This window comes from Pseudomonas sp. M5, from assembly GCF_016907075.1.
Classification (GTDB): Bacteria; Pseudomonadota; Gammaproteobacteria; order Pseudomonadales; family Pseudomonadaceae; genus Aquipseudomonas; species Aquipseudomonas putida_E.
The window spans coordinates 94,326-118,418 of sequence record NZ_JAFBBH010000001.1 but is presented as its reverse complement, the minus strand read 5'-3'; the positions used below and the strand labels follow the sequence as shown (position 1 = coordinate 118,418).

Here is a 24,093-nt window from a genome sequence, read left to right as displayed (position 1 = left end):
CAGGGGCTTATCGGGCCTTTTCTATGCGCCAGATACCAAATGGCTGATGCCACGGTTCGATACGCATCCATTGGGTCTTGCCATGCCAGGTCCAGCGGTGGCCGTTCATCAGGTCTTCGCCCAGGGTGTCGGCGTCATCGTCCAGCCCCAGCTCCCACAGCGGCAGTTCGAAGCTGGCCTCCTGGGCGTTGTGCGGGTCGAGGCTGACCGCTATCAGGATGTAGTTGTCGCGCTCGGACGTGCGCTTGGCGAAATACAGGATGTTGTCGTTCCAGCAGTTGAAGAACGCCACGCCCAGGTGCGTCTGCAGGGCCCGGTTCTGCCGGCGGATGCGATTGAGTTGGGCGATTTCGGCAATGATGTTGCCGGGCTGGGTGAAATCGCGCGGGCGGATCTCGTACTTCTCCGAATCCAGGTACTCTTCCTTGCCCGGCAGGGGTGTGCCTTCGCACAGCTCGAAGCCCGAGTACATGCCCCACAGCCCCGACCCCATGGTCGCCAGCGCGGCGCGGATCAGAAACCCCGCACGGCCACTGGTGTGCAGGAAGAACGGGTTGATGTCCGGCGTGTTGACGAAGAAGTTGGGCCGGTAGCACAGGCTCCAGGGTGGCTGATTGAGCTGCTCGAAATACTCGCGCAGTTCCTGTTTGGTATTGCGCCAGGTGAAATAGGTGTAGCTCTGGGCGTAACCCACCTTGCCCAGGCGCGCCATCATCGCCGGTTTGGTGAAGGCTTCAGCCAGGAAGATCACGTCCGGGTACTGGCTGCGCACATTGGCGATCAACCATTGCCAGAATGGCAGCGGTTTGGTGTGCGGGTTGTCGACGCGGAAGGTCTTTACCCCCTCCTCGACCCAGCCCACCACCACATCGCGCAGGGCCAGCCACAGCGACGGCACGGCGTCAGCGGCGTAGAAATCGACGTTGACGATGTCCTGGTATTTCTTCGGCGGGTTTTCGGCATAGCGGATGGTGCCGTCGGGGCGCCAGCTGAACCAGCCGGGATGTTCCTTGAGCCACGGGTGGTCCTGGGAGCACTGGATGGCGAAGTCCAGGGCGATCTCCAGCCCGTGCTCGGCGGCGGCGGCCACCAGGCGGCGGAAGTCCTCCCGGGTGCCCAGCTGCGGGTGAATGGCATCGTGCCCGCCCTCGGGGCTGCCGATGGCATAGGGGCTGCCCGGGTCGTTGGGCTCAGCGCGCAAGGCATTGTTGCGGCCCTTGCGGTGCTGCTTGCCGATCGGATGAATGGGCGGGAAATACAGCACGTCAAAGCCCATGTCACGAATCATCGGCAAACGCTCGTGCACGTCGTTGAAGGTACCGTGGCGCTCAGGGCTGTCGGTGATCGAACGCGGGAACAGCTCGTACCAGCTGGCGAACTGCGCGGCCGGGCGGTCGACATCGACCGGGAATTCGCGGCTGCAGGTGAGGTAGCTGCGGTGCTCGGCCTCGGTCATCAGGCGCGACGCCTGCGCATCCAGCAGCAGCGCCACCTGGTCAGCCTTGGCCAACGTGGGCAACTGAGCCTGCAGTGCCTCGATCTGCTTGCGCAGTTCGCCCTCGCTGCGCTCTGCGCCTTTGCCGAGCAGCTGGCGGCCCTCTTCCAGTTCCAGCTTCACGTCGACGCCGGCGTGGAACTTCTTCTCCAGGTCGTGGCAATAAGTGGCGAACGGATCGATCCAGGCCTCGATACTGAACAGGTGCGGGCCGAGTTCGGTGGGGGTGAATTCGGCCAGCCACAGGTCGTTGCCCGGCGAATGCATGGGCACGCAGTGCCAGCGCCGGCCATGGGCCTGCCGCCACTTGAGCATCACAGCCAGGCGATCGTGGCCATCGCTGTAGACCTTGCTGCTGACTGCAACCGGCAGGCCGCTGATGGCCTTGACGGCGAAACCGCCACCGTCAAGTGCGGGCTGGGTATCCTCGATCACGATGCGCGGCGCCAGCAGCGCCTGGGACAGGCTGATGGCCTGGTCGGGGTGATCGTTCGCCATCGGTACGCTTTCGAAGGGCTCGTTGCGCGACATCGGTCCTGGCTCCCTGTTGGCATTGGCGGTAAGGGTTCAGAGCCATCGTCCACGCAGGGGGTTCAAAAAAATTGAGCAAACGGCGCAGCCACGTATCAAAGCCTGCACCACCCTCTCATTCACCCTGCGAGGTCAGGCCATGAACATTCCCATTCCACCAGAGACACCCGACCCCAACATCGACGACCCGAGCCTGCCGCCGCCCGTGCCGGAAGAGGACCCGGACGAGCTGCCGATCAAGCCGACCGAGCCGCCGACGGTCGGCGACCCGCCGAGCCAGGAGCCACCGGTGAAGGCTTAAGGATAGACGAGGGAAAGCGATGCACCTGCAACGATGCTGCCGGCCGTGCACGGGTAATACCCGGCGCGGCCAGCACCCTGGCTGAATTACCCAGCGGGTACTGCTGAAAGCGTGGCCGCGCTAATTTCGCGCATCTTGAACTTCTGCACCTTGCCGGTCACCGTCATGGGAAACTCGTCAACGAAACAGAAGTGCCGTGGCACCTTGTAGTGCGCGATGCGCGCCTTGCACCAGCCCTGCAACTCTTCAGCCGTTGCGCTGTGGCCGGGATGCAACTTGATCCAGGCCACCACTTCCTCGCCATACCTATCGCACGGGATGCCGATCACCTGGGCGTCCGCCACTGCAGGGTGGGTATAGAAGAACTCCTCGAGCTCGCGCGGATAAATGTTTTCGCCACCGCGAATGATCATGTCCTTGTTGCGCCCGACGATGCGCACATGGCCATCTTCATCCATCACCGCCAGGTCGCCCGAGTGCATCCACCCTGCAGGATCGATGGCATCCGCCGTGGCCTGCGGGTTATCCCAGTAACCGAGCATCACGCTGTAGCCACGGGTGCACAATTCGCCGATCTCGCCCCTGGGCACGATGCAGCCGTCGGCATCCACCAGTTTGGTCTCCAGCTGGGGCTGGGTGCGGCCAACCGTGGTCACGCGCAGCTCCAGGTCATCGTCGGGGCCGGTCTGCAGGGACACCGGGCTGGTTTCGGTCATGCCATAGGCAATTTGCACCTGGGCCATGTGCAGTTGGTCGATGACCCGGCGCATGACCTCGATCGGGCAGGTGGCACCGGCCATGATGCCGCTGCGCAGGGTCGAAAGGTCCAGGTGCTGGCGCGACGGGTGGTCAAGCATGGCGATGAACATGGTCGGCACGCCATAGAGGATGCTGGCGCGCTCCTCGGCGACCGCACGCAGAGTGAGCTCGGCATCGAAGGCGTCGCTGGGGTAGATCATGGTGCTGCCATGGGTGATGCAACCAAGGTTGGCCATGACCATGCCGAAGCAGTGGTACAGCGGTACCGGGATCACCATGCGGTCGGTGCTGGTCAGGCCCAGACTTTCGCCAACCATGAAACCGTTGTTGAGGATGTTGTAATGACTGAGCGTCGCCCCCTTGGGCGCGCCAGTGGTGCCGGAGGTGTACTGGATGTTCACCGGCTGATCGAACTGCAGGCTGCGCTGGCGGGCCTGATAAGCCTCAACAGCCGTCTCCCCTGCCCGCTCGCCAAGCGCATGCCACGCCAGAAAACCTGCGGGCGGGTTGCCGGCCAGGCTGATCACCCCGCGCAGCTCGGGCAGGCGCTCGCTGGCCAAGTCACCGGGCACCACTGCAGCCAGCCCCGGTATCAGCTCCTTGACCATGGCATGGTAATCGGACGTCTTGAAGGCATCGGCGCACACCAGCCAGCGGCAGCCGGACTGGCGCAACACGTACTCCAGCTCGCCCACCCGGTAGGCCGGGTTGATATTGACCAGAATCGCACCGACCTTGGCGCTGGCCAGCTGCAGGATGCACCACTGGGCGCAGTTGGGTGACCAGATGCCGACCCGGTCCCCCCTGTCGACACCCAGGGCCATCAACGCCCGGGCATGGACATCGACCTGTTCGGCCAACTGCTGCCAGGTGAAACGCAGGCCCTGCTGGCGCACCACCAACGCTTCGCCATCGGCGTAACGGGCCACGGTCGCATCGAAGGCCTGGCCAATGGTCAGGGTCAGCAAGGGTTGGTCCTGACGACCTTGGGTGTAGCTGGGTTGACTCATGGGTGTCCCTTCTTGTGGTTGTTCTGGGCACGGCTCAAGCAAGCGACAAATACTGTGGCGCAGATTTACGTTTACGTAAAGGTGATGACCGGATTGACACCGGCGGACCGCAGGTTTACGTTAACGTAAAGGTGAAAACGACATAGCGCTCATAGCCAATGGCTACCGCTTGCTGAGCTACGGTGTTTCCTAATTTCAAGAACAAGAAGGTGCCCCATGCATTACCCCTCCCTGAACTTCGCCCTGGGCGAAACCATCGACATGCTCCGTGACCAGGTGCGCACCTTCGTCGCCGCCGAGCTGGCGCCACGCGCCGCACAGATCGACCACGACAACCTTTTCCCTGCCGACATGTGGCGCAAGTTTGGCGACATGGGCCTGCTGGGCATCACGGTACCGGAAGAATACGGCGGCGCCGGCCTGGGCTACCTGGCCCACGTGGTGTCGATGGAAGAAATCAGCCGTGGCTCAGCCTCGGTGGCGCTGTCCTACGGCGCCCACTCCAACCTGTGCGTCAACCAGATCAACCGCAACGGCACCCATGAGCAGAAGCTCAAGTACCTGCCCAAGCTGATCAGCGGTGAACACATCGGCGCGCTGGCCATGAGCGAGCCAAACGCTGGCTCCGACGTGGTGTCGATGAAACTGCGCGCCGAAAAGCGCGGCGACCGCTACGTGCTCAACGGCAGCAAGACCTGGATCACCAATGGCCCGGATGCCAACACCTACGTGATCTACGCCAAGACCGACCTGGACAAGGGCGCCCACGGCATCACTGCGTTCATCGTCGAGCGCGACTGGCAAGGCTTCAGCCGCAGCAACAAGTTCGACAAGCTGGGCATGCGTGGCTCCAACACCTGCGAGCTGTTTTTCGATGACGTCGAAGTGCCGGAAGAAAACATCCTCGGCCAGCTCAACGGCGGCGTGCGCGTACTGATGAGCGGCCTGGACTACGAGCGCGTGGTGCTCTCCGGTGGCCCCACCGGCATTATGCAAAGCTGCATGGACCTGGTGGTCCCGTACATCCACGACCGCAAGCAGTTCGGCCAGAGCATCGGTGAGTTCCAGTTGATCCAGGGCAAGATCGCCGACATGTACACCCAACTGAACGCCAGCCGCGCCTACCTGTACGCCGTGGCCCAGGCCTGCGACCGTGGCGAGACCACACGCAAGGACGCCGCCGGGGTGATCCTGTACACCGCGGAGCGCGCCACGCAGATGGCCCTGGAAGCGATCCAGATTCTCGGCGGCAACGGCTACATCAATGAATTCCCGGCGGGCCGCTTGCTGCGCGACGCCAAGCTGTACGAGATCGGCGCCGGCACCAGCGAAATCCGCAGGATGCTGATCGGCCGCGAACTGTTCAACGAAACCCGCTGAGCACAAGGGACGGGCGCACATGGCTACCTTGCACACCCAGATCAACCCGCGTTCGGCGGAATTCGCCGGCAACAGCGCGGCCATGCTCGAACAGGTCCAGGCCCTGCGCGGCCTGCTCGCCCACATTGCACAAGGCGGCGGGCCCAAGGCCCAAGAACGGCACACCTCCAGGGGCAAACTGCTGCCGCGTGAGCGTATCGATCGTCTGCTGGACCCGGGCTCGCCATTTCTCGAAATCGGCCAGCTGGCCGCCCATGAGGTGTACGGCGAAGACGTGCCCGCTGCCGGCGTCATCGCGGGCATCGGCCGTGTCGAAGGCGTGGAATGCATGATCGTCGCCAACGACGCCACCGTAAAAGGCGGTTCGTACTACCCGCTGACGGTCAAAAAGCACCTGCGTGCGCAAACCATCGCCCAGCAGAACCGCCTGCCGTGCATCTACCTGGTGGACTCGGGCGGCGCCAACCTGCCGCGCCAGGATGAAGTGTTCCCGGACCGCGAGCACTTCGGGCGGATCTTCTTCAACCAGGCCAACATGAGCGCGCTGGGCATCCCGCAGATCGCCGTGGTCATGGGCTCGTGCACCGCAGGCGGCGCCTATGTGCCGGCCATGGCCGACGAAGCGATCATGGTCCGTCAGCAGGCGACCATCTTCCTGGCGGGCCCGCCACTGGTGAAAGCCGCGACGGGTGAGGTGGTGAGCGCCGAAGAACTCGGCGGTGCCGATGTGCATTGCCGCACCAGCGGCGTGGCTGACCACTATGCCGACAATGATGAACACGCCCTGGCCCTGGCCCGGCGCAGCGTGGCCAACCTCAACTGGTACAAGCTCGGCAAGCTGCAACGCCAGGCGCCGGTTGCGCCGCTGTATGCCGTCCAAGAGCTGTACGGCGTGGTGCCGGCTGACGCCAAGCAACCGTTCGATGTGCGTGAGGTGATTGCGCGTCTGGTCGACGGGTCGGGTTTCGATGAATTCAAGGCACTGTTCGGCACCACACTGGTGTGCGGCTTTGCCCACCTGCACGGCTACCCGGTGGCGATACTGGCCAACAACGGCATCCTGTTCGCCGAAGCCGCGCAAAAAGGCGCGCACTTCATCGAACTGGCCTGCCAACGCGGCATCCCGCTGCTGTTCCTGCAGAACATCACCGGCTTCATGGTCGGCAAGAAATACGAAGAAGGCGGCATCGCCAAGCACGGCGCCAAGCTGGTCACCGCCGTGGCCTGCGCCCAGGTGCCGAAATTTACGGTGATCATCGGTGGCAGCTTTGGCGCTGGCAACTACGGCATGTGTGGCCGCGCCTATGATCCGCGCTTCCTGTGGATGTGGCCCAATGCGCGGATTGGCGTGATGGGGGCCGAACAGGCCGCCGGGGTGCTGGCCCAGGTCAAGCGCGAGCAGAGCGAACGCAGCGGCCAGGCCTTCAGCGCCGAGGATGAGGCCAGGCTCAAGCAGCCCATTCTCGACCAGTACGAACACCAGGGTCACCCCTACTATTCCAGCGCCCGGCTATGGGACGACGGCGTCATCGACCCGGCGCAGACCCGCGACGTGCTAGGCCTGGCGTTGTCCGCCGCGCTGAACGCACCGATCGAACAGAGCCGCTTCGGCATTTTCCGGATGTGACCCATGAGCGATTTCAGCACCCTCGAAGTGATCCGCGACCCGCGCGGCTTCGCCACCCTGTGGCTGAGCCGCGAGGACAAGAACAACGCCTTCAATGCACAGATGATCCGCGAGCTGATCGTCGCCCTCGGCCAGCTGGCCGACGACGCCAGCCTGCGCTTCATGCTGCTGCGCGGCCGTGGCCGGCATTTCAGCGCCGGCGCAGACCTGGCGTGGATGCAGCAGTCGGCACAGCTGGATTTCAACACCAACCTGGATGACGCCCGTGAACTGGGCGAACTGATGTACGCCCTGCACCGCTTGAAGGTACCCACCCTGGCCGTGGTGCAAGGCGCGGCCTTTGGCGGCGCCCTGGGGTTGATCAGTTGCTGCGACATGGCCATCGGCGCCGAGGATGCACAGCTGTGCCTGTCCGAAGTGCGCATTGGCCTGGCCCCGGCGGTGATCAGCCCGTTCGTGGTCAAGGCCATCGGTGAGCGTACCGCGCGCCGTTATGCCCTGACCGCCGAACGCTTCAGCGGCGTACGGGCCCGGGAACTGGGGCTGTTGGCAGAGGTGTACCCGGCCAGTGAGCTGCAAGTGCAGGTACAGGCCTGGGTGGACAACCTCTTGCAAAACAGCCCGCAGGCACTGCGCGCCACCAAGGACCTGCTGCGCGAAGTCGATGACGGTGAGCTCAGCCCTGCCCTGCGCCGCTACTGTGAAAACGCCATTGCCCGTATCCGTGTCAGCGCCGAAGGCCAGGAGGGCCTGCGCGCCTTCCTGGAAAAACGTCGCCCCGCCTGGCAAACCGAGCCCAACAAGGAGCCGCGCCCATGAGCCGCCCGCCATTGACCACGCTGCTGGTCGCCAACCGTGGCGAAATCGCCTGCCGGGTGATGCGCACCGCCAAGGCCATGGGCCTGACCACCGTGGCCGTGCACAGCGCCACCGACCGCGATGCCCGCCACAGCCGCGAAGCGGATATCCGTGTCGACCTGGGTGGCAGCAAAGCCGCTGACAGTTACCTGGTGATCGACAAATTGCTCGCTGCGGCCAAAGCCAGCGGCGCCCAGGCCATTCACCCAGGCTACGGCTTTCTTTCGGAAAACGCAGGGTTTGCCCGAGCCATCGAAGACGCCGGGCTGATCTTCCTTGGCCCGCCGGCCAGCGCCATTGATGCAATGGGCAGCAAATCGGCAGCCAAGGCGCTGATGGAAGCGGCCGGCGTACCGCTGGTGCCGGGTTACCACGGCGACGCCCAGGACCTGGAAACCTTCCGCGCCGCCGCCGAGCGCATCGGCTACCCGGTGCTGCTCAAGGCCAGCGCCGGGGGCGGCGGCAAGGGCATGAAAGTGGTGGAGGAAGAAAGCCAGCTGGCCGATGCCCTCGCCTCGGCCCAGCGTGAAGCGCAGTCGTCGTTCGGCGATGCGCGCATGCTGGTGGAAAAGTACGTGCTCAAGCCCCGCCACGTCGAGATCCAGGTGTTCGCCGATCAGCACGGCAACTGCCTGTACCTTAATGAGCGCGACTGCTCGATCCAGCGCCGCCATCAGAAAGTGGTCGAGGAAGCGCCTGCGCCGGGGCTCTCCCCTGAATTGCGGCGGGCCATGGGCGAAGCGGCGGTGCGCGCCGCCCAGGCCATCGGTTATGTCGGTGCCGGCACCGTGGAGTTTCTGCTCGATGCCCGTGGCGAGTTCTTCTTCATGGAGATGAATACCCGCCTGCAGGTAGAGCACCCGGTGACCGAAGCTATCACCGGCCTGGACCTGGTGGCCTGGCAGATCCGCGTCGCCTGCGGCGAGCCGCTGCCGATTACCCAGGCGCAGGTGCCGCTGATCGGCCATGCCATCGAGGTGCGCCTGTATGCCGAAGATCCGGGCAATGAGTTTCTGCCGGCCACAGGCACCCTGACGCTGTACCGCGAGTCGGCACCTGGCGAAGGTCGCCGGGTGGACAGCGGGGTAAGCGAGGGAGACCAGGTCTCATCCTTTTATGACCCCATGCTGGGCAAGCTGATCGCCTGGGGCGAAAACCGTGAACAGGCACGCCTGCGCTTGCTGGCGATGCTGGACGAGTTCGCCATCGGCGCGCTGAAGACCAACATTGCCTTCCTGCGCCGCATCCTCGCCCATCCCGCATTTGCGGCGGCCGAGCTGGATACAGGCTTTATTCCACGTCATCAGGAGGTACTGCTGCCGGTACCGCAGCCATTGCCCGCAGGCTTCTGGCAAGCCGCAGGAGAAGCCTGGCTGCAGGGCCAGGCGCCGCATCAGCGTGACGACGATGACCGCTCTCCCTGGGCTGAGCGCACGGGTTTGCGCCTGGGCCTGCCAGCGCACAGCAGCCTGCATTTACGCAGCGGCGGCGAAAGCCAGGCAGTTACCCTTGAGCACGGTGCTACTTTGGCCTGGCAGCTGGACGGCGAACAGCTCGGGCATGATCAAGGCGGCGTGCGCAGGCGTTACCTGGCAGTGCGCCGCGGTGGCACGCTATACCTGCGCTGGGATGGTGAAATGCATGCCATCGAGGCCTTCGACCCGATCGCCGAGGCCGAAGCCAGCCACAGCCATCAGGGCGGGCTGGGCGCGCCCATGAATGGCAGCATCGTGCGGGTACTGGTGGAGCCGGGCCAGGCGGTGGAAGCAGGGACTGCGCTGGTGGTGCTGGAGGCGATGAAAATGGAACACAGCATCCGCGCTCCGCAGGGTGGGACGGTGAAGGCGTTGTTTTGCCAGGAAGGGGATATGGTCAGCGAAGGGACGGTGCTGGTCGAACTGGTGGAGTGATGCAAGCAAGGGCCGCTTTGCGGCCCCAGCAATCTAGAAGGAGCCGTGCACCCGCACAACCACCCCGAGAAACTCACACCCTGGCTCACACAAAACCGTCGGATAACGGGTATTCAGGGGCTTGAGCATCCGCTCCCCACCCTCTTCGATCAATTGCCGCAAGACCGCCAAGCGCCCCGGCTGCCTGGCAATCACCAACTTGCCCGGCTGCGCCTCAAGCCCCGTATCGATCAGGATACGCATACCTTCCGGCACGCTCTTGCCACTGGCGGCGTTCATCGAGTCGTTTTCCACTGCCAGCCAAAATGCATTACCCGCCGGCATATAGTCAGTCTGTTCGTGCAGGTCGCTCTTTTCAGGTAAAGGCCCCTGCAGATCAGCCCAGCTCAGCACAGGGAAACGGAAGCTTGCATAACGCAGCGCCTCAACCGACAAAGGCCGTGCGGGGCCGTAGGTGCCCCTGGATTCACGCGTGAGGTCATTGACCTCACGTTCAACCACCATGACCTGGGCCTCCAGGTACACCAACCCGAGCTTTTCCAGTTTCTCGTTGATGGTGATCAGCGTTGGCCGCCGCGTCCCACGCAGCCAATGGCCCACGCCGCCCTGAGTCATGCCCAGACGTTCGGCCAGCTTGAGCTGGCTGAGATTATGTTCGCGCTTGTAGCGCTTGAGAAATGCGTTCCAGTTTTCCATGAGCGGCAACAATACGGACTGTATTAGCCGCTTCAATACACACTCTGAATTATTTGTGACAGGATTAATAGTACAGATTGACCTATGCTCTGATTTCATTGTGTTTGAAGGGAAATCAGAAGGTATCGCGATGAAACCACCGAAAAACGACGAAACAGAACTCGACAGCGAAGCAGCCCGCCGCGCCCTCGACTACTACCTCAACCCCAACCCGCCGCGCCCCAGCATCGACAACAAGATCTGGACACTCCACGAAGGCGTCACCGCAGACCAGGCCCAGGAGCACGCCATCGCGCTGCTGCGCTGCGCGGCCGCCACCGCCCATGAAACCGCCACCCATCAGGAAGGCAGCCACCGCGAGCTGACCTTTGCACTGATGCACATGATGGACATGGCCAGGGCGCTGCTGGAGCACAAGTGGACCGTGCAGAGCGGTCTTTAGACTGGAACTGGAATAGGGAGAGACGTGGTGGCCAGGTAACGGCAAGGGGCCCCGATTGCCGGGACAAGGGAGTGCTCCAGCAAAAGTTTTTACCGGATAGGTGAAAAATCATTTGACTGGCAAATGATAACGATTATTATTGCACTCAGCTGATCGCGAGATCTGCTGGATAACCTGGAGCTTAGGTCGCTCTCAGATTATCTCCTCATCAGGCTAATCACGGTTTTTGACCCGGCTTTTTGCCGGGTCTTTTTTTTTGGCTCTTCAGGCTAATGAAGATCTTTGATGGCCGCGATGATAGCAAAAGTGTGTCAGGGCGTGAACGCTCATTACAAAACTTTGCGGAATCAGCACTTGAGAATCAATCTCGTTTCTACTAAGCTGGTTTCGCATCACGGAAGATGCCCCCACCCCTACTCTTGAGCAAGGAGCTGACCATGAGCCGCCTGCTGCTGCCTTTTGAGCACCCAACGCCCGCTACCGGCCACGACGCCGAGGATGCCCTGCTGCACGGGCTCAAGCGCTTGCCACGCCGCGTTCAGCAAGTGTTCCTGCTCAATCGCCTGGACCAGCTGGACTTCGCCGGCATCGCCAGGCGCCTCGACTTGCCCTTGCTGAGCATCGAACGGCACATGAACCAGGCCCTGCAAACGGCCCGCCCGCACGGTGATGCTGTGGCCAGCGCTGCCAGCCAATGGTATGTACGGTTGCAGAGCCCTGAGGTCACCACCTGCGAGCGCATTGATTTTCGGCGCTGGCTGGACGCCGATGCAGCGCACCTGCAAGCCTTCCATGACACCGAACTGCGCTGGCGCAGCCTGCTCGCCCCAGCGAGGGAGCTGGGGCACGATGGCTGGTATCGGCAAGGGCGAGCGGCGATTTCGTTGGGTGGGTGTTCGATTGCGGTAGGGCTGGGCGTGGCGGCGCTAATGCTGTTTGGCTACTGGGCGTAAGCCGTCAGGGTCGGCAGGATGCAAAGCCAGTACCCCTGCCAAATCAAGGCTTATGTCCGAATAGCCCGGACACGCAGGCAAGGAGCAACCAGCCTGATAGGCAAGAGGCTATAAAACTCACTGCCAGATGCATTGCCAAACTCACCTCTCCTGATGAAGCCACCAGCAGGCTAACGCCCCCACCGCACGCATAGAGCAATTTGTTGCTGACCGATGCAGCAGCCCCTGCGCGATCGGGATGCCGACTGAGTGCGTACGTGGTTGCAGCCGGGCGGACGATCGTCGTGCCGATTGTGCATAAGGTTAATGGCAATACAAGATCGATGAGCACCAGTGCACCGCTTGAAATGGCAAGGCGCAGGGCAATGCCAGCGGTGCCTATCAGTGCAAATCCACAACCAATCTGCGCCTGTGTACTCATACTTCGATTCAGCGAATTGGCAACTACACCGCCGACCATGTAGGCCAACCCATACAAGAGGAACACCATGGAGAAGGCGAACTCCGTCAACCCTAGCGGCCCCATCAGCAACAAGGGGGATACGACAACAAATGAAAAGTGACAGGCAAATGCCAAACAGGAGAAGATCGAATACACAAGAAACTTTCTATCCTTCAGAATCTGGCAATAGCCAAGCAAAAAACCTCCCCGATAGCGAGAGGCTCTATCTTCACCCAATAACATCAAACAAAGTAACAGCACCAATACTGCAAGCATGACAAATGCCTGAAAACTCCCCTGCCACCCCCAATATTGCTGAAGCACGCTGCCTGCTAACGGCGACAACGCGATAAAGACGCCGCTTGCACTGGTCAGCAGAATTCGCATCGCATTGCGCTGCTGGCCACTGTAACTATCCTGCACCAGCGCTTGGCTTAGTACGAAACAGCCACAGCCCATGGCCTGCAACAGGCGAAACACCATGAAGGTCTCATAGTGAGTGGTGCGCATGCAGCCGATTGCCCCTGCGATGCCTACCAAGAGCCCAGCGATCAGCAAGCGTTTTCTTCCCACACAATCGGAAAGCGGGCCGATCACCGCTTGGGATAGAGCCACACCCAGCGCAAATAAACTCACTGAATAGGCAATGCGCTTTGTATCGACTGCAAAATACTCAGCCATCTGCGGAACAGAAGGCAAAATGACGTCGAGTGGGAATACACCCAGCAGACTGATAAGAATGAGCAAAATCGAAAGGGAAGATGTTTTTGCAGGCACGCCACCCACTCCGGTTACTGACGACAAGGCGCTGGCCAACACGCCTAACCGTTCCACTATTTTTTCAATGCATATACGAACCCACACAGGCAATACACACAAGCGGGATTACTGAATGAAATACCCTAAAAACGTGTAGGATTCTTGAACCCAACATCGTACTAGTCCGTCCTGCCCCGCCCATTCCAGTTCGATCTATCAACTGCTTAATCAGCCTGCAATTAACTTCCCAACAATAGGAAATCATTGAGGGTGCTGTTTTTTGTACACAGCCTCCCCCACGAGGGGTGTACAGTACCCCCACAACAAAGCCCAAGGAGCCACGCCAATGACCGTGACGCTGTCCCCTCTGCAGATCGACTGCGCTTTCGATTCCGGCAACATCCAGGTCCTGGATGCCAGTAACCCTGCCCAGGTCCACCTGGCCATTCGCCCGGACACCCACAGCGGCCACTTCCAGTGGTTCCACTTCAAGGTCAGCGGCCTCACGCCCGGTCAGGTCCATCGCTTCAGCCTGGACAACGCCAGCGAGTCTTCCTACAAGAACGCCTGGGCCGGCTATAACGCCGTGGCTTCGTACGACCAGCAAACCTGGTTCCGTGTGCCCAGCCAGTTCGATGGCAAGGCACTGGCCTTCGAAGTGAAAGCCGAGCAGGAGCAGATCTGGTTCGCCTACTTCGAGCCCTACCCGCGTGCGCGCCACAACCAGTTGATCGAGCGTGCCCAGCAGATTCCCGGTGTCGAACTGCTGGCCCATGGCCGCAGCGTGCAGGGCCGCGACATTCCGCTGTTGCGCGCAGGCGACGGAGCCGCAGGCAAACGCAAGCTCTGGCTGATCGCCCAGCAGCACCCGGGCGAGCACATGGCCGAGTGGTTCATGGAGGGGGTGATCGACCGTCTTCAAGCCAATGACGCCGTCGTCCAGCAATTGCTGGCCAAGGCTGACCTGTACCTGATCGCAAACATGAACCCGGATGGCGCCTTCCTCGGCCACCTGCGCACCAACTTCAAAGGCCAGGACCTCAACCGGGCCTGGCAGGATGCCAGCGTCGAGGCTAGCCCGGAGGTGTTCTTTGCCCAGGCGCAGATGAAGCAGTACGGGGTGGATGCGTTCATCGATGTGCATGGGGATGAAGAAATCCCGCACGTGTTCACCGCAGCGTGTGAGGGTAACCCGGGGTACACGCCACGCCTGGCCAAGCTTGAGGAGCAGTTCCGCAGCACCTTGTGCAGCGTTACGCCTGACTTCCAGACCAAGTATGGCTATACCCGCGATGAGCCGGGGCAGGCCAATACGACACTGGCGTGCAATGCGGTGGGCATGGCGTACGACTGCCTGTCGCTGACCCTTGAGATGCCGTTCAAGGACCATGACGATGCGCCCAACCCGGTGACCGGCTGGTCGGGAGAGCGGTCCAAGGCATTGGCAGGGGCGGTGCTGGAGACCTTGCTGAAGATGGCTGACGATTTGCGCTGATCAGTGCCGGCCTTCTCGCGGGGCAAGCCCGCGAAGAGGCCGGCGCAGACATACCCGGTCAAAACTGCACATCGAGTATCACATTGTCGGTATAGGTCGCCGCCGGCGGTGTCGCCTGGTCGGTATAGACCTTGGCGTTGTAGTTGAACACCTGGCTACCGGTGCCAGTCCCCACCCCAGGGTTGACGTTGGCATCGCTGCTGGAACGCCGCGCGCCACCCACTGCTCCCCAACGTACCGCGCCCGCGCTCTTGAAGATGTCGTAGGCCAGGTAGTCGTTGGCAGCAGACTTCATCCTCCGACGCCCGCCAGATGCGTTCTGCCCGTCATCCAGCCCGACCGTGTAGCTACTGCCCTTGGTGCAGGAAAGGTTCACGCTCTGGTTAACCGTGCCGAACCCCGCCACTACCGGTGCGCTGCCAAAGCTGATGGTCGGCGTTGTGATCTGGCAATCATTACTTACCGTCAGGGTCACCGTGAGGGTCTGGTTCCCCGCGCCCGTGTCGCGCCCCAGGCAGAGATTGCCCAAGCCAATGCCCGAGCAATAGTTCCAGACCCAGGCAAGGTTCAGCGTCTCGGTATAGACGCCGGCGGCCACGTTGGCGCCAACCGACGTTTTCAGATACAGCGGCACAGACTTCGGGGAATTGCCATTGAGCAGGCCCAGGGCGTCGATCAGGCCATTGCGTGCGAAGTCGAACTGCGCGCTGCGGGTGATGGGGTAGCTGGTCGTATTATTGGCATAGATCGTATACGGGATGACATCCCCGGTCGGCCCCACCAGCCCGCTGGTAGCTGATGTAATGGTGAGGTAGAAGTGGTCACTGCTCACTAGCAGGGACAACAACGACCCGGTGCACTGCAAACCCGCATTGATGGTGGAAGCACTCTGGATGGCAGTGCGCACCAGCGTTGAGTTGACGGTGCCGAACGCCGCTGGCGCGGTCGCGACGGACGAGCATAGCGCCCAGACCGAACCCGCCGGCAGCCATAGCATTGCGATCACCAGGCCGAGCAACCCCCTCCTCATCGGCATACCAACGGGCCGATCAACGGGATGGAGCCTTCTGCCTGCGGCAAGTCGAACTCGACCTGGCACTGCCCTCCTCCCTCCAGCCCAACCTGCAGGTGGTTGTGCGCTGAGAGGTTCTCCAGATACACCAGTCCGTCCCAGCCCACCACCGCCTGGCTGCCACTTTCACGATGGCTGACCGTACTGCCCAGCTTGAGCGGCTGCTGGTTGCCATCGACCAGCTCGACGCTCGCCGCCAGCACGCGCTTGAGCGGGAATTCCAGCAAGTAGCCGCTGCCACGGCGTACCGCGACCCGCTGCTCCACCTGCGCCGCGAGCACATCGGGTGGCAGGTCCATGGGGTCGATCTCGTACTTGCCGCGGTAGTAGCCGCTGCTGTACGGCACCAGCAGGTGGCCGTTGCGGTCGGTGCGGCCGATCTCCTGGTTTTCGTAACGCACGGGCACATCGGCATAGCCGCCGGTGCTGACCACCACAAAGGCATCGTCGATACGGTTGGCGGCGAACACCCCGGCGTCCATCCACACCAGCGAGCCGCTGGCATCGGCCCAGCGGGTCATTTCGCCGCTGCTGCCGTACACGCCGGCCTGCAATTGCACCGACTGCAAGCGCCAGGTGGCGTCGGCCTGGCGGTAGGCATCGCGATCACCCCCAGTGGCGTAGCCAAGGTTGTAGCCAACACCACCGCCCACCGGCACCGCGCGGCTGTAGTTGACCCGCTGCAGGTCCTCGCCTTCCTTGCTGCGTTCCATGCTCACGGCAAGGGTACCGCTGAAGTCGATCGGGATCACCCACTGTGCCTGCACCGCCCACTGGCTGTCGCCGACCTCACGGTTGGCCGAGAGGTAGACACTGCTATTGCCCCAAAGCGGTTTGCTCCAGCTCAGGTTGATCAGCCGGGTGCGCGAGCCGTCACCGGCGCGCACATCGAAGTAGCCCGCGCCGAGGCTGCCGAAGCGGTCGAGGTTCAGGCTCAGGGTGACCTGCTCGCTGCGCTGGCTCAATTGCATGTCCAGGCTGTCGACCCGGCTCAGGTCGGCGTAATCACCATGACGCTGCAAGCGCTGATAGCTGAAACCCAGGCGCTGGCTGTTGTACTGATAGCCGAGGGCGACCTGGTGGCCCTTTTCGCCATCGTACTGGCTCTGCGCCGTCGCAGCGTTCAGTACACCGAACGTGCCCAGGCGCACATTCGCGCCCACACCGCCAAGCAGCAACGACTCTGCGGTTTCGACATGGCTTTCGAGGGTAAAGAAATCGCTGACGCCATGGCGCAGGCTGGCCGAGGCGACGCCGGGCCCGTAGCTGAAGTCGCGCACTGCATAGTCTCGGCGCAGGCTGCCGGCGGCCATCGAGAAATCCGACAGACCTTTTTGCAGCAGGCTGCTGGTGACGTAGAACGGCAACGTGGTGGAAACCTGGCGCCCAAGTGCGTCGGTGGTAACCACCACGGCCTCGCCGGCACCGTTGATGAACGGCACGTTGGTCAGGGTGTAGGGGCCTGGCTGCAACTCGGCGGTGCTGGACTTGTAGCCGTTGATGAACAGGTCCAGTGAGGTCGGCACCGCCGCCTCTCCCGCGAAAGCAGGCAACGGATAAGTGACCAGGTCAGGGCGGGCGGCAAAGTCACGCGACAACTGCAGGCCGCCTACCCGCACCGAACTGGTCCAGGGCAACGCACCGGTGACGAAGTCGCCCGCTTCGTAAGTCAGCAGGCGCTGCTCGTCGGTGAAGCGCCAGGTGGTGTCGTAGCGCAGGAAACCCTGGCGGCTGTCGTCGGCCGCGGCGCCGTTGAACGACTGCCGCCACTGGCCGGTGCTGGCAAAGGTGCCCCAGCTGTCGAACAGGCGCAGCTCATTCCACGCAGCCAGGTAAGTGCCACCCTCGTCGGTGTCGTTGAGGTACAGGTCGTAGTTGAACAACGCGCCGAAACTGCTGCGCGCATCGCTGGCCGGGTACAGGTTACGGTCGCCGACTTGCTGGTCCGGGAGCCAGGCCGGTGGCACTTGCAGCAGCAGGCGCTGGTTCTGGCTGTCGTAGTCGCTGTGCAGGCCCGCGACGGTATCCAGGGCCACCTCGCCTTGCGGATTGCCCGGCAGGGCGATGCCGGCAGCGCGCAGCACCTGGCTGTCGAGGAACAGCCCGCCGGCGCGCTGCTGCACCGGCACCAGCTCAGCCCTGGGCACCTGGTTCACCAGCAGGTCCAGATACAGTGTGGCGTCGGCAATGGCGGCGGCCTCGGTGGGCGGCGGCGGCAGCTCGTCGGCCACCACCAGGCCGGGGCCGATTACCGCGAGCCCCAGGCACCAGCGGCGCATCGCCTGCGACAGCCATTTCACACACGCATTCCGACCATCGCCGGGTCCTCCCTGGCCCCTGACATTCATTCAATAGTGGTTTCATTGCCCTTGGCGGATCGCTTCGGCCACCTCCTGACCGTTCACCCTGCCCTTGAGTACGCCACTGCTGTTCGGTGCAACCGGTGCCGGCCAGCGCATGCTGGCCCCGGGCAATACATACCCAAGCAGCCCCTCGGCCAGTGGCCTTGCCTGGCCGCCCTGCTGCACCACCACATCGGTCAGCCGGGCATGCACCGGGCCGGTGTTGCGCAGTTCTACATAGGGTTTGCCCTGCACCGTCACCGGCCGCCAGCTCAGTTGCGGCTTGCCTACGCCGCTGGCGCTGCGCTTGCCCTCCGGGTCCGGCTTGCCCCACAAGCCTTCGCCATAGACGAACAACGGTACCGAGTAGCGCATCTGCAGGCGGATGGCTGCGGTAGCGCCCTGACTGGCGTTGTCCGAGGGCAGTGGCGAGGGAATTTCGTCGATGATGATGCGGTAAGCCTGCTCCTGGCCGGCCGGTGAGCTGCCAGTGCGGGTCAGGCGGATCAGTTGTTTCTGGCCGGGGGCGATGGTGGCTACCGGCGGGCTGCCGATGATCTCCCGCTGGGCCTGGAACTGCTCCTGCATGTCGCCCTGACGCCAGGCGAAAACCCGCACCTGTAGGCTCGCCGGAGCGCTGCCACGGTTCTCCAGCCACAGCGCGCCGGCCTTCTGGTCAGCCTCCAGCACCGGGTCTATCGGCCAGATCAGCACCGAGGTGGCAGCCCCCGCCGGCAAGCTCGCCAGCAGCAATGACCCGATCAAACCCCGCGCCCACTTCGCGCTTGCCCGCATACCGCTCTCCTTGATTTATTTTATTGTCAGGGGCCCCGGTGTTTCACCAGGTCACCGTCACTTGCACGACGTCGGTGTAAGTCCCGGCCGGCACAAGGCCGGTGAGCTGCGTGCGGCCATACACCGACAGCTTGATCGTCGTCGGGTCGCTGTTGTTCAGCGTCACGCTCTGGCCCACTGCGATGCTCTGGCTGTAGGCCGCGTCCTGGTACAGTTGGTAGGCCAGCAGCTGCGTGCCGCCGCTGCGTTTGAGGAAGCGCGTGCCGGTCACCACGTTCTGGCCACCGTCCAGGCTCATGCTCAGGCTCACGCCGGGCGTGCACTGGAAGGTCACTGTGGCGCCCCCCAATGAGGTACTGAGGACCCCGGTCGACAAGGCCGACTGCGTCCCGTAGTCGAGCACGCCATACTGGGTGACGCCGCCCACCACCAGGCAGCCTGCGGTGATCGTCGCCGTGACCTGGAAGGTGCTGCTGGTTGCGGCATCCAGTGGCGTCGCCAGCAGCGCACCCAGGCCTGCAAGGCAGCCACCCAGCCAATAGCGCATGGCCGCGGCTCAGAACGACAGCTCGACGGCCACCGTATCGGTGTATACCCCTGCCGGCAGCCCCGCCTTGCCGCGTGCCTGACCGTAGAGGTTGACGGTCTGAGCAACCCCGGTGCTGGTCGGCAGCGTGATGGTGCCGTCGATGTCCAACAGTTGGGTGCGCCCGGTGTCGGTATAGAAGTCGTAAGGCACGAAGTTGCCGTTGCCGTCTGCCAGCGCCCGGGTGCCGCCATCCGATGCACCGTCGTTGGCCCCCGCTCGCACGCGAATGGCTGGCACCGTACCTGCGGAGCAGAGGATGCTCATCGCACCGCCGCCGCCACCGAGCACCTCACCGTTGGCGGTGGTGAACAGCGCCTCTTGGGTGCCGAAGCTGAGGGTACCGAAGTTCAACCCCGAGGTGCCTGTGGTGCCATTGACCTGGCACGCCGACGTCAATGTCAGGGTGGAGCTGATGGTCCCGGTCACCGTAGCGGCCTGGGCGTGGCATGCCATCGCCAGGCCAAGGCCAGCGAGCATCCAGTGGGTGAGGTTCGTTCGCATCGGGGTCTCCTTGCGTGAATTACCAGTCCAGAGTCACTCTAAGCGTGTCGCGGTACAGCCCGGCCGGCAGCGCACGCGGTTGCGCTACCACTACGCCGAAGATGGGAATCGGAATCTGTTCGGTGCTGCTGATCGTGAAGGCACGCGCCTGGCCGATGCCATAACGGCTGTTACCGCCTGGGTCGAGCGCCAGTTGATAGGGGATCATTTCACGGCCATTGCTGAGCCGCCGTACGCCATCGCTGCCATTGAGGCCGCCGTCGATGCGCACATTGAAGGCCCTGACCTGGGGCGTGCAGCTGATCTGCAAGCTGCCCTCGCCGCCTGCCTCGTCAACCCGGCTGCGCAGCGGCTGGTCCCAGTTCGGACCACGCTCGCCGAAGTCCATCAGCCCCGGGTTGCCGAGTGTGGCCGGGGGCTGGTCGCCACTGCTGATCTGGCACGCTGCGCTGATCACCAGACGCGCCTGGATAAAGCCGGTGGTCGTGCCATGTGCTGCACCACTGGGCAACAGCAACGGGCCCAGGCTGAGCAACAGGATGGATGTACGGTTCATGGCGTGACGTCCTTGTGCATAGTGGCCCGCTACCAGGTGACCGTGACTTTGAGCAGGTCGGCGTACACACCGGCGTGCGGCACCCAGGCCAGTTTGTCGATCCGGGCGTACAGTGGCAGTTCGACCGTACCGCTGTCCGGCACACGTGCGGCGTGGGGCTGGCCCACGACCACAGGCTCGCGCCAGGCCGCGTCGCGGTACAGGCGATAGGGAATCGGCCGGGCCCTGGCGTCGCTACTGGCCAAGAAGCGCAGTTCACCGGCACCACCGTGCTGGCCACCGTCGACACGTACCTGGTAGGGCGTGTCGGGGTTGCATTCCAGTCGCGGTGGGCGCTGGTTTAGCAGCACCCCGCTCAAGGGCATATCAGGCCCGTCCAGGCGTGCGGCAACGCCCAGGTCGATCCGGCCAAGGGCCTGCGCCCCCGCCTCACGCTGCTGGTTGACCAGCATGCAGCCCCGTTGCACCTGCACCCGCACCTCCACGAGGAAGTCCGCTGCCATGGCACTGCCACTCAACAACAGGCCCCACAGTACGGCCACAAAGCGTCCCTTCACTGACAAGTCCCTAGTTTTTCCGTCCTGAGTCTGAGCGTAGCAGCCGGTGGCCTGCCTGTGCCCACTCCACGCCATTCTTTGGTAGTAACAACAAAGGGTTAGACCGTTAGCCGGTCACAGCAAAGAAATTTTCGGCTGGCATCGAACCCAAGCGCCTCCAGTACCTCCAATGGCCATAGGCCGGCAAAGCAGTGCGCATTCTGTTACGGTGCGCAGCAGCCACCGAGCCCGCATCAGACGCATGCGCGCCATGCATGGACGAACATGACAGGAGCGTATCCATTGACGACCACCGACATCGCACTCGCCGAAGCCGTGGAACGCTGCGCCCAGGAGCCGATCCAGGTACCCGGCAGCATCCAGCCACATGGTTTTCTGCTGGTGCTGGATGAACAGGACCTGCGTATCCTCCAGGCCAGCGACAATGTCGAACGCTGGCTCGGTGTGCCCGCCCTTGAGCTGGTGGGATGCACCTTCGCCGACGTGGTCAGCGACAGTTTCGATCTGCGTTCCCATCTTGAGCGCCTGCCCGGCGACGATGTATTCCCCTTCCACATCGGCGATGTGCTCCTGCGCAATGGGGCACCCTGCAACGACCGGCTGCGCCTGCTGACCCATCGCCATGATCAGGTACTGATCGCTGAGTTCGAGCCCGTTCGTCAGCCTGTCGGCCCGGTCGACCAAGGCGATTATTACCCCCTGGTGCGGGGTTTCGTCAGTAGCCTGAACAACGCCGCAACCCTGGAAGCGTTGCTGCAGCAGACTGTATTGCAGATAAAGCGAATCACCGGTTTTGGCCGGGTAAAGGCCTACAGCTTCGATAAAGAGGGCAATGGCCAGGTGCTCGCTGAAGTGGCTGATGCCGGCTATCCACGCTACTTGGGTTTGTGCTTCCCCGCGTCGGACATTCCCCGCCAGGCCCGCGAGCTCTATCGGGTCAACCGCATTCGCGTGATCGAAGATGCCGACTACCAGGCCTCACCGCTGGTGCCGGCGGCCAACCCGCGCACCGGCAAGCCGCTGGACATGAGTTTTGCCGCGTTGCGCAGCGTGTCGCCGGTGCACCTGCAGTACATGCGCAACATGGGTACCCTGGCGTCGATGTCACTGTCGATCGTGGTCGATGGGCAACTGTGGGGGCTGGTGTCGTGCCACCACGAGCAACCTCGACCGGTCGACCTGCGCACCCGCACAGCCTGCGAGCTGCTGGCCAGTGTGCTGTCGCTGCAGATCGAGTCGCGTGAGGCCCACGCCAATACCCGGAAGCTGCTCGACCTGCGCCAGCACATCGTACGCATGATCTCCTCGATGGCCGACCATGACAGTGTCAGCGAGGGTCTGCGCGCGCAGCCCGAGGTGCTGCTGGCCTTCGCCGGGGCAAGCGGCGCAGCGGTCATTTCCGCCGAGCGCTGCGACCTGATTGGCCAGACGCCGCCGGCAGCGCAGGTCACTGCGCTGGTGCACTGGCTGGCCCAGCGTCATGATGAGACGGTGTTCCACAGTGACAACGTGTGCCGCGACATCGACGAACTGCCCGAGCTGGCCGAGCATGCCGGTGGCGTGCTGGCAGTGGCCATTTCCCAGATCCACTCGCACTACCTGCTGTGGTTCCGCCCCGAGCAGGTGCGCACGGTCAATTGGGCCGGACGGCCCGACAAACAGATAGGCCCGCAGGGCGCGCTGAACCCGCGGCACAGCTTCGAACACTGGCAGGAACAGTTGGGCGGCTACTGCGAGCCGTGGGACCCGCTGACGATCGAAGGCGTGGTCGAACTGCGCACCGCCGTGCTCGGCATTGTCCTGCGCAAGGCCGAAGAGCTGGCGCAACTGGCCAACGAGCTGCGCCGTTCGAACAAGGAGCTCGAAGCCTTCAGCTACAGCGTGTCACACGACCTGCGCGCACCGTTGCGGCATATCGCTGGTTACACCGAACTGCTAGGCGAAATCGAAGGCCAGGGCCTGAGTGAACGCGGTCGGCGCTTTCTCAAGCACATCGAGGAAGCTGCGCAGTTCGCCGGCAGCCTGGTAGATAACCTGCTCAACTTCTCGCAGATGGGCCGCTCGGCCCTACGCCTGTCGGATGTTGACCTCAATGCGCTTGTAGAAGCCATCCGCCAGGAACTGGCGCCCGATTATGAAGGGCGCGAGATCGTCTGGGACGTCGTACCGCTGCCCAAGGTGATCGGTGACCCGGCGTTCATCAACCTGGCGCTGCATAATCTGATCGCCAACGCTATCAAGTACACCCGTGGCCGCGAACCTGCGCGCATCGAAATCGGCGCACACCAGCACGCGGAGGAAATCGAAGTCTATATTCGCGATAATGGCGTGGGCTTCGACATGGCCTATGCCAACAAACTCTTCGGGGTGTTCCAGCGGCTGCACCGCATGGAGGATTTCGAGGGCACCGGAATAGGTCTGGCCAGCGTGCGGCGGATCATCGAGCGCCATGATGGCCGAGTCTGGGCCCAAGGCCAGGTCGACCAAGGCGCCAGCTTCCATTTCACTCTTCCACGTCATCCAGAAACAAACTGAGGCACCGGTTCAATCATGCTCAAACCTATCCTGCTGGTAGAAGACAATCCCCGGGACCTGGAACTCACGCTCCTGGCCCTGGAGCGTAGCCAGTTGGCCAACGAGGTCATCGTTCTGCGCGACGGCGCTGATGCCCTCGACTATCTGCTACGGCGTAACGCCTATGCCGCGCGCGATGACGGCAACCCCGCCGTGTTGCTACTGGACCTGAAACTGCCCAAGGTCGATGGCCTGGAAGTGCTAAGGGAGGTGCGTGCCACCCCCGAGCTGCGCAGCATCCCGACGGTGATGCTGACCTCGTCGCGGGAAGAGCCCGACTTGCTGCGGGCTTATGAACTGGGGGTCAATGCCTACGTGGTCAAGCCCGTGGAGTTCAAGGAGTTCGTCGCGGCGATTTCCGACCTCGGCGTGTTCTGGGCCGTGCTCAACGAACCACCACCTGGCTCGCTACGCCTTAACCGGCGTGGCAGCAACTGAGGCCCGCCGCG

21 protein-coding genes are annotated in these 24,093 nt (G+C 63.0%); 10 read left to right on the top strand and 11 right to left on the bottom strand.

Annotated features, from left to right (window positions below; translation table 11 throughout):
- Window positions 1–7: 7 nt before the first annotated feature.
- On the bottom strand, window positions 8–2,026 hold the full coding sequence (locus JOE27_RS00565) for an alpha-1,4-glucan--maltose-1-phosphate maltosyltransferase (protein WP_204917541.1): 2,019 nt from the start codon (window positions 2,024–2,026) through the stop codon (window positions 8–10).
- Between the two features lie 139 nt (window positions 2,027–2,165).
- On the opposite strand from JOE27_RS00565, the gene JOE27_RS00560 reads away from it, so the two are divergent.
- Window positions 2,166–2,327 carry a hypothetical protein gene (locus JOE27_RS00560; RefSeq protein WP_012313715.1) on the top strand — a complete coding sequence of 54 codons (162 nt, stop codon included), beginning with the start codon at window positions 2,166–2,168 and terminating at the stop codon, window positions 2,325–2,327.
- 86 nt (window positions 2,328–2,413) lie between these two features.
- Here the strand turns inward: JOE27_RS00560 and JOE27_RS00555 are convergent, their stop codons facing one another.
- Window positions 2,414–4,096, bottom strand: a complete 1,683-nt coding sequence (locus JOE27_RS00555; RefSeq protein ID WP_204917539.1) for an AMP-binding protein — start codon at window positions 4,094–4,096, stop codon at window positions 2,414–2,416.
- 216 nt (window positions 4,097–4,312) lie between these two features.
- Here JOE27_RS00555 and JOE27_RS00550 point away from each other — a divergent pair, with 216 nt between their 5' ends.
- From JOE27_RS00550 to JOE27_RS00535, 4 genes are read left to right on the top strand one after another with little or no spacing between them, the layout of a single operon-like run.
- The gene (locus tag JOE27_RS00550) at window positions 4,313–5,476 is read left to right on the top strand and encodes an isovaleryl-CoA dehydrogenase (RefSeq protein ID WP_012313713.1); all 1,164 of its coding nucleotides are present in this window, start codon (window positions 4,313–4,315) and stop codon (window positions 5,474–5,476) included.
- Between the two features lie 19 nt (window positions 5,477–5,495).
- A complete protein-coding gene (locus tag JOE27_RS00545; RefSeq protein ID WP_204917536.1) occupies window positions 5,496–7,103 on the top strand; it encodes a carboxyl transferase domain-containing protein in 1,608 nt (535 codons plus the stop codon).
- 3 nt (window positions 7,104–7,106) lie between these two features.
- Window positions 7,107–7,922, top strand: a complete 816-nt coding sequence (locus JOE27_RS00540; RefSeq protein ID WP_161872316.1) for a gamma-carboxygeranoyl-CoA hydratase — start codon at window positions 7,107–7,109, stop codon at window positions 7,920–7,922.
- Window positions 7,919–9,871 carry an acetyl/propionyl/methylcrotonyl-CoA carboxylase subunit alpha gene (locus tag JOE27_RS00535; RefSeq protein ID WP_115275335.1) on the top strand — a complete coding sequence of 651 codons (1,953 nt, stop codon included), beginning with the start codon at window positions 7,919–7,921 and terminating at the stop codon, window positions 9,869–9,871. Before JOE27_RS00540 ends, JOE27_RS00535 begins: the two co-directional genes overlap by 4 nt.
- Before the next feature lie 33 nt (window positions 9,872–9,904).
- Here JOE27_RS00535 and JOE27_RS00530 read toward each other — a convergent pair whose 3' ends face one another.
- Window positions 9,905–10,567 (bottom strand): S24 family peptidase, encoded by a 663-nt coding sequence (locus JOE27_RS00530; protein WP_046787294.1) that lies wholly within the window; start codon window positions 10,565–10,567, stop codon window positions 9,905–9,907.
- Between the two features lie 130 nt (window positions 10,568–10,697).
- Between JOE27_RS00530 and JOE27_RS00525 the strand changes: the two genes are divergently transcribed.
- Both JOE27_RS00525 and JOE27_RS00520 read left to right on the top strand, forming a co-directional pair.
- Window positions 10,698–11,009, top strand: a complete 312-nt coding sequence (locus JOE27_RS00525; protein ID WP_204917534.1) for a hypothetical protein — start codon at window positions 10,698–10,700, stop codon at window positions 11,007–11,009.
- Between the two features lie 437 nt (window positions 11,010–11,446).
- A complete protein-coding gene (locus JOE27_RS00520; RefSeq protein ID WP_204917532.1) occupies window positions 11,447–11,962 on the top strand; it encodes a DUF4880 domain-containing protein in 516 nt (171 codons plus the stop codon).
- 43 nt (window positions 11,963–12,005) lie between these two features.
- Here JOE27_RS00520 and JOE27_RS00515 read toward each other — a convergent pair whose 3' ends face one another.
- Window positions 12,006–13,181, bottom strand: coding sequence for an MFS transporter (locus JOE27_RS00515; protein WP_204920603.1), 1,176 nt, complete (start codon window positions 13,179–13,181; stop codon window positions 12,006–12,008).
- 328 nt (window positions 13,182–13,509) lie between these two features.
- Between JOE27_RS00515 and JOE27_RS00510 the strand changes: the two genes are divergently transcribed.
- Window positions 13,510–14,658 carry a M14-type cytosolic carboxypeptidase gene (locus JOE27_RS00510; protein WP_161872319.1) on the top strand — a complete coding sequence of 383 codons (1,149 nt, stop codon included), beginning with the start codon at window positions 13,510–13,512 and terminating at the stop codon, window positions 14,656–14,658.
- Window positions 14,659–14,716: 58 nt separating this feature from the next.
- Here the strand turns inward: JOE27_RS00510 and JOE27_RS00505 are convergent, their stop codons facing one another.
- From JOE27_RS00505 to JOE27_RS00475, 7 genes are all read right to left on the bottom strand, one after another.
- Complete coding sequence (locus JOE27_RS00505; protein WP_204920602.1) at window positions 14,717–15,688, bottom strand: spore coat U domain-containing protein; 972 nt, start codon at window positions 15,686–15,688, stop codon at window positions 14,717–14,719.
- A complete protein-coding gene (locus tag JOE27_RS00500) occupies window positions 15,685–18,009 on the bottom strand; it encodes a fimbria/pilus outer membrane usher protein (protein ID WP_239539371.1) in 2,325 nt (774 codons plus the stop codon). Before JOE27_RS00500 ends, JOE27_RS00505 begins: the two co-directional genes overlap by 4 nt.
- Before the next feature lie 81 nt (window positions 18,010–18,090).
- Window positions 18,091–18,867 carry a molecular chaperone gene (locus JOE27_RS00495; protein WP_115275340.1) on the bottom strand — a complete coding sequence of 259 codons (777 nt, stop codon included), beginning with the start codon at window positions 18,865–18,867 and terminating at the stop codon, window positions 18,091–18,093.
- Between the two features lie 43 nt (window positions 18,868–18,910).
- Window positions 18,911–19,414 (bottom strand): spore coat U domain-containing protein, encoded by a 504-nt coding sequence (locus JOE27_RS00490; RefSeq protein ID WP_115275341.1) that lies wholly within the window; start codon window positions 19,412–19,414, stop codon window positions 18,911–18,913.
- A gap of 9 nt (window positions 19,415–19,423) precedes the next feature.
- Window positions 19,424–19,957 carry a spore coat protein U domain-containing protein gene (locus JOE27_RS00485; protein WP_115275342.1) on the bottom strand — a complete coding sequence of 178 codons (534 nt, stop codon included), beginning with the start codon at window positions 19,955–19,957 and terminating at the stop codon, window positions 19,424–19,426.
- A 19-nt stretch (window positions 19,958–19,976) separates the two neighbouring features.
- Window positions 19,977–20,513 (bottom strand): spore coat U domain-containing protein, encoded by a 537-nt coding sequence (locus JOE27_RS00480; protein ID WP_115275343.1) that lies wholly within the window; start codon window positions 20,511–20,513, stop codon window positions 19,977–19,979.
- Window positions 20,514–20,542: 29 nt separating this feature from the next.
- The gene (locus JOE27_RS00475; protein ID WP_115275344.1) at window positions 20,543–21,070 is read right to left on the bottom strand and encodes a spore coat U domain-containing protein; all 528 of its coding nucleotides are present in this window, start codon (window positions 21,068–21,070) and stop codon (window positions 20,543–20,545) included.
- A gap of 264 nt (window positions 21,071–21,334) precedes the next feature.
- On the opposite strand from JOE27_RS00475, the gene JOE27_RS00470 reads away from it, so the two are divergent.
- The gene (locus JOE27_RS00470) at window positions 21,335–23,605 is read left to right on the top strand and encodes an ATP-binding protein (RefSeq protein WP_204917530.1); all 2,271 of its coding nucleotides are present in this window, start codon (window positions 21,335–21,337) and stop codon (window positions 23,603–23,605) included.
- 15 nt (window positions 23,606–23,620) lie between these two features.
- Window positions 23,621–24,082, top strand: a complete 462-nt coding sequence (locus JOE27_RS00465) for a response regulator (protein ID WP_046787299.1) — start codon at window positions 23,621–23,623, stop codon at window positions 24,080–24,082.
- Window positions 24,083–24,093: the final 11 nt, after the last annotated feature.

Excerpts from the sequence above, each read along its gene's own strand:
- JOE27_RS00565 (WP_204917541.1), bottom strand. The coding sequence starts at position 2,026 with ATGTCGCGCAACGAGCCCTTCGAAAGCGTACCGATGGCGAACGATCAC.
- JOE27_RS00560 (WP_012313715.1), top strand. The coding sequence starts at position 2,166 with ATGAACATTCCCATTCCACCAGAGACACCCGACCCCAACATCGACGAC.
- JOE27_RS00555 (WP_204917539.1), bottom strand. The coding sequence starts at position 4,096 with ATGAGTCAACCCAGCTACACCCAAGGTCGTCAGGACCAACCCTTGCTG.
- JOE27_RS00550 (WP_012313713.1), top strand. The coding sequence starts at position 4,313 with ATGCATTACCCCTCCCTGAACTTCGCCCTGGGCGAAACCATCGACATG.
- JOE27_RS00545 (WP_204917536.1), top strand. The coding sequence starts at position 5,496 with ATGGCTACCTTGCACACCCAGATCAACCCGCGTTCGGCGGAATTCGCC.
- JOE27_RS00540 (WP_161872316.1), top strand. The coding sequence starts at position 7,107 with ATGAGCGATTTCAGCACCCTCGAAGTGATCCGCGACCCGCGCGGCTTC.
- JOE27_RS00535 (WP_115275335.1), top strand. The coding sequence starts at position 7,919 with ATGAGCCGCCCGCCATTGACCACGCTGCTGGTCGCCAACCGTGGCGAA.
- JOE27_RS00530 (WP_046787294.1), bottom strand. The coding sequence starts at position 10,567 with ATGGAAAACTGGAACGCATTTCTCAAGCGCTACAAGCGCGAACATAAT.
- JOE27_RS00525 (WP_204917534.1), top strand. The coding sequence starts at position 10,698 with ATGAAACCACCGAAAAACGACGAAACAGAACTCGACAGCGAAGCAGCC.
- JOE27_RS00520 (WP_204917532.1), top strand. The coding sequence starts at position 11,447 with ATGAGCCGCCTGCTGCTGCCTTTTGAGCACCCAACGCCCGCTACCGGC.
- JOE27_RS00510 (WP_161872319.1), top strand. The coding sequence starts at position 13,510 with ATGACCGTGACGCTGTCCCCTCTGCAGATCGACTGCGCTTTCGATTCC.
- JOE27_RS00505 (WP_204920602.1), bottom strand. The coding sequence starts at position 15,688 with ATGAGGAGGGGGTTGCTCGGCCTGGTGATCGCAATGCTATGGCTGCCG.
- JOE27_RS00500 (WP_239539371.1), bottom strand. The coding sequence starts at position 18,009 with ATGCGCCGCTGGTGCCTGGGGCTCGCGGTAATCGGCCCCGGCCTGGTG.
- JOE27_RS00495 (WP_115275340.1), bottom strand. The coding sequence starts at position 18,867 with ATGCGGGCAAGCGCGAAGTGGGCGCGGGGTTTGATCGGGTCATTGCTG.
- JOE27_RS00490 (WP_115275341.1), bottom strand. The coding sequence starts at position 19,414 with ATGCGCTATTGGCTGGGTGGCTGCCTTGCAGGCCTGGGTGCGCTGCTG.
- JOE27_RS00485 (WP_115275342.1), bottom strand. The coding sequence starts at position 19,957 with ATGCGAACGAACCTCACCCACTGGATGCTCGCTGGCCTTGGCCTGGCG.
- JOE27_RS00480 (WP_115275343.1), bottom strand. The coding sequence starts at position 20,513 with ATGAACCGTACATCCATCCTGTTGCTCAGCCTGGGCCCGTTGCTGTTG.
- JOE27_RS00470 (WP_204917530.1), top strand. The coding sequence starts at position 21,335 with ATGACAGGAGCGTATCCATTGACGACCACCGACATCGCACTCGCCGAA.
- JOE27_RS00465 (WP_046787299.1), top strand. The coding sequence starts at position 23,621 with ATGCTCAAACCTATCCTGCTGGTAGAAGACAATCCCCGGGACCTGGAA.